This is a genomic window from Methylocapsa palsarum, assembly GCF_900114285.1.
Taxonomy (GTDB): domain Bacteria; phylum Pseudomonadota; class Alphaproteobacteria; order Rhizobiales; family Beijerinckiaceae; genus Methylocapsa; species Methylocapsa palsarum.
In genome coordinates this window covers 1-4,020 of record NZ_FOSN01000051.1, presented here as the reverse complement: position 1 = coordinate 4,020, position 4,020 = coordinate 1, and the positions used below count along the sequence as shown (strand labels likewise).

6 protein-coding genes are annotated in these 4,020 nt (G+C 62.9%); all 6 read left to right on the top strand.

Going from position 1 to position 4,020, the window contains the following annotated elements; translation table 11 throughout:
• Window positions 1-431 precede the first annotated feature (431 nt).
• Window positions 432-923: a DotD/TraH family lipoprotein gene (locus BM177_RS19090; RefSeq protein WP_175492714.1), complete on the top strand. Its 492-nt coding sequence runs from the start codon at window positions 432-434 to the stop codon at window positions 921-923.
• Window positions 916-1,884 (top strand): type IV secretory system conjugative DNA transfer family protein, encoded by a 969-nt coding sequence (locus tag BM177_RS19085; RefSeq protein WP_091686854.1) that lies wholly within the window; start codon window positions 916-918, stop codon window positions 1,882-1,884. Before BM177_RS19090 ends, BM177_RS19085 begins: the two co-directional genes overlap by 8 nt.
• Before the next feature lie 4 nt (window positions 1,885-1,888).
• On the top strand, window positions 1,889-3,049 hold the full coding sequence (locus BM177_RS19080) for a type IV pilus twitching motility protein PilT (protein ID WP_091686852.1): 1,161 nt from the start codon (window positions 1,889-1,891) through the stop codon (window positions 3,047-3,049).
• Window positions 3,050-3,060: 11 nt separating this feature from the next.
• Window positions 3,061-3,309: an IcmT/TraK family protein gene (gene icmT / locus BM177_RS19075; RefSeq protein ID WP_091686859.1), complete on the top strand. Its 249-nt coding sequence runs from the start codon at window positions 3,061-3,063 to the stop codon at window positions 3,307-3,309.
• Complete coding sequence (locus tag BM177_RS19070) at window positions 3,285-3,719, top strand: hypothetical protein (RefSeq protein ID WP_091686850.1); 435 nt, start codon at window positions 3,285-3,287, stop codon at window positions 3,717-3,719. Before icmT ends, BM177_RS19070 begins: the two co-directional genes overlap by 25 nt.
• On the top strand, window positions 3,716-4,020 hold a 305-nt coding region (locus BM177_RS19065), incomplete at its 3' end, for a lysozyme family protein (RefSeq protein ID WP_139223755.1). The genes BM177_RS19070 and BM177_RS19065, both read left to right, overlap by 4 nt.

The window sequence follows — 4,020 nt, the reverse complement described above, 5'->3', positions numbered from 1 at the left end:
TCCGGGCGCATCGCGAGGAATCGATAGATCGCTCGCCCGTCCCCATCCCGGCGACAATAGGCATGAAACATCGCCCTTGTCTTCTGGCGGCGATGTCGCGGCGTAGACCCGATACCACGATCCCGCGAAGGGGAGTCAACGGTCAAAAGCGCCTCGCCGACATGGTGTCCGTTTCGAGAACTACCTTTTTCTCCGGGACCCGCCGAAATGGGCGTTCTGCAGTTGGCGCCCCAAATTTGTGAACGTCTCTTTCTGAGAATCGGCATGTAGCTTCGGAACGATGAGGTGGGGCGAAATTCTGCCGCGGGGCGAATCAAAATGGCCGCCGACGAGGCAGCTCCGCTGCGCAAAAAAATTTCGATCGCTTTCCATTTTCCCCGCTGCGTTCGCGCCGTTCGCTCCTAGCCTCGATCATGGATGAGGAGCGCATCATGAAACCACAACTCAGCGTGAGACTGCCGCGGCGGCGGCCGCCTTTTATTTTCTTGATCGTAGCGCCCCTGGCCGGCTGCGCGGCCTATCCCGTGCCGACGACGGTCGACGTTGCTGGCATGGCCAATCCCGAGATTGCCCTGCGCGATGGCATTGATGAAGTCGAGCGGGAGATGAACCGCATCGGACGGCTTCACCCCGGCGCTTCGCCACGGGTCGCGCCCCCGATTGTTCCAGGCGAACTCGAAAAGGTGATCGCGTTCGAGTGGAATGGGTCGTTGGACGAAGGCGTTACGAAACTCGCCCATTCAATCGGCTACACCGTGGCGATCAGCGCACCCTCCAATCCTCAGCCGGTGATGATCGGAATCAGCGCCGGGCCTGAGCGCGTCTACGAAATCTTTGAACAGATCGGCGCCAATGCGGGCGCGTTGGCGACGATCGAGGTCGATCCGCAGCATCACAGCGTCCAGGTAATCCACCATGTCTAAGCCGGTGTCCCCCTTCCGTTCGCCCGCACTTCTTGGCGGCGCTTTGTCGATTGCCCTTAGCGCCGGCGCGAGGGCGCAGGACGCCAGCAAGGTCTATCCGGTCCCGCCCATGCCGGCGCCCGTGGTGGTCGACGCCAACGCGCATGAACTGGGCAATCCCCTGAACAAGCCGATGACCGGCGCGGCCGAACAACCCGCGGTCACCGGGGGAGAACGGCCGCCCTCGCTCGAGGCTTTGCAGGCGGTCCGCGCCGGGTCTGGCGGCGGCGGGACAAACCTCGATCCGGGCCGGGAGGACGTTCTGCATCAGGCGGGCCTCGCCTACGGGGCGCAAGGCGGCCTCATGGCGCGGTCCTTCGCCATTAACGAGATGCTGCGACGCTATGAGGGCATTCTCGACAGCGCGTTTGACTTCAAGGCTCTGGTCATCCGCCTTCGCGGAGGGCAGACACTGATGCGTCCCCCTGTCGTGTCCCAGGCGCAACTTTCCTTCGCTCTTGGCGAAGGCGCCCAGGTCGCCCGCGAGACGGCGTGCGTCTATTCGATCACGCGGGAGGCGCAGCTCGCTTCCGCGCCGCCGAATTGGCGCTCCTATCTCGTCCGCAACTGGAGCTGGCCGCGCCGTCCCAGCGAAGCCGTTCTGCCGCGAACCGAACAGGAAGCCCAATTCTGGAACAAATATGTCGCGGAAGGCTGGGCCCAGGGCGAGCGGCAGTCGGTCGAAATCTACTTGTCGGACCTTGGCCGCCTGAAGCGCGATATCGTCGGCATGGCGCGCTATCAGGTTCTCCTGCGCGCGGGCGTCGTCGAGCATCCCAAGCTCGCCTTCCAGGATAGCGTCGTGAATGGCGGCGGCGGAGAATTGCGCGCCGGCGACCGGATTATTCGCATCACCCAGCAGCGCGGATTGGTCGCCGATCGCGAAGCCTGGGGCTCCTCCACCCGCAATTGCCCGAAATAAGCCAATGCTGGACCGGGTGGCCAAGAACACGCCCGTCGAAGGCCGGATCTGGCCGGACGATGGCCGTCCCTGGGTGATCCGTCCAAGGGCGAGCGCGCCGGCGCTCGATTCGTATATGACCTTCGCCCATCTGCTGGGCGCAGAGGGCGTCAGATTCAAGTCTTACGAGACGCCGTTTTTTACGCTGTATGACGACAATTACAGGTGCGCCCGCGCGCCTTTGGACGAGCTCGAGATGGCCCAGATCGTCAGCCATCTTTACGGCGCGGACGGCATGGCCCGCCTGCAGGGCGGGACCGACCTCAACGTGATGTATGTCATCAAACTGAGCCGGACCGAATCGCTGCGCTTCCGGGTCAATATGTCGTCCAAGACGACGAGCCGGGGCGACGGCGTCGACATCGCGATCCGCTGCGTCAAAAACCTGCCGCCGCTGCTGGACGAGCAGAACGTCGAACCTGAGATTTTAAGCGCCTATCGCCCGGACCAGGGCCTTGTGATCGTCTCAGGAGGAACGGGGTCGGGCAAATCGACGCTGATCGCCGGCATGACGATGGCGAAACTCCTCGATCCGGCGGGCCATTATGTGATTCTTGAAGGCGCCGAGCCGATTGAATTCTTGCTCGATCGCGTACGGAGCGAGACGTCAACGATCAGCCAGAGCGACATTCCGCGCAATTTCAAGACATTCGAAGCCTATCTCGAAAGCACGATGCGGCGGAAGCCGACCGATATCATCGTCGGCGAATGCAAAAACGGAGACACGATGGCGGCGACTATCGTCGCGGCGATTTCCGGCCACCGGGCGGTCTCGACCACGCACGCCAACGACGTTCCCTCGACCATGCAGCGCATCGCCGTTCTTTGCCCCCTTGCCGAGCGCCAGACGCTGACCATTGCAGCAGCCCAGGCTTTGCGCCTCGTCGTCAACCAGCGTCTCGTCAAATCGACCGACGGCAAGCGCATTGCTCTCCGTGAATTCCTGGTCTTCGACGCGCCGCTGCGCCGGCTCCTCTCCGAGAGCTCATCGGACTTGTGGCCTCGCATCGCGCGGGACGCCGTCAAAGCGAAAGGGCAGACTTACGAGAAGGCCATTCAAAAGGCTCTCGCTGAGGGCCGGATTACCGAAGACATCGCCGCCAAGGCGCGGCAGGCGGAAGAGTGAGGGTGAAAAAAATGTGGCGGGACACAGGACGTCCGGTGAAGGTGCTGTTTCTCGATGCGCGGGCGTGTTTTCCGCTCCTCGTCTATGTCGTCTATTGGAGCTGGACCACATTCACTATCGCCGCCGTCGGGATAGGCTTCTTCACAGTGATCAGTTGGGCGGGGCTGACCGTTCCGAGCACAATCCGAACGCTGCGGCGGCTGTTTGTCGGCCCGCTGCGCCCGGCCGTCCCGTCATGGAAGCGGCGGAGGCTGGCGTGACGATGGCGCTCGACATTGACTATGTGGGGCGGGTGCTTGCGAGTGTTTTGAGCGATCGCGGGCGGCCGATCGTGATCGACCAGAAGGAGAATGGCGAACCTTATATTCTGCCCATCGATTGCGCCGCGGCACCGGACGGCCTCTTGCCCGTCGTTCTGATCGCCGCCGAAGCCGTTTTTCGAGAGGGGATAGGGCAGGGATTTGGGATCGAGCTGGAACGCGATATCGGCGCCCTTTTCGGTTATCGCGTCAAGACGATCGCAGCGTCGAGCCTCACCGCGGTGATGATCGCCGCCATGGAAGCCATCGATCAGGCCGCGACGCAAGATCAGATCATGGCGATCGAACTCGGCCGGGTCTGGGAAGAAGCTTTGGCGCGCGTTTACGAGCGTGAGCGGGGCGAGGCTTGAAAAACATCTTTCTCGCCGCGATCGCCGCGGCGGCCTTCGCCTGCCAGCCGGCGCGCGCGATCATCGGTGGTTCCGATGAGAGCCTCTACGGCGAATGCCTTCTCGCCGCGGCGAGCGTGCATCACGTTCCGCCGGGACTCCTGATTATTCTTCTGAATGTCGAAAACGGCAGTCTTGGCAAGGTCAGCCCCAACAAGAACAAGACGGTCGACATCGGCCCGATGCAGGTGAACGATGCATGGGTCCCGAAGGTCGCGGCGCATTGGGGCTCGACGCGGCAGGCGGCCTATGCCGCGCTGCG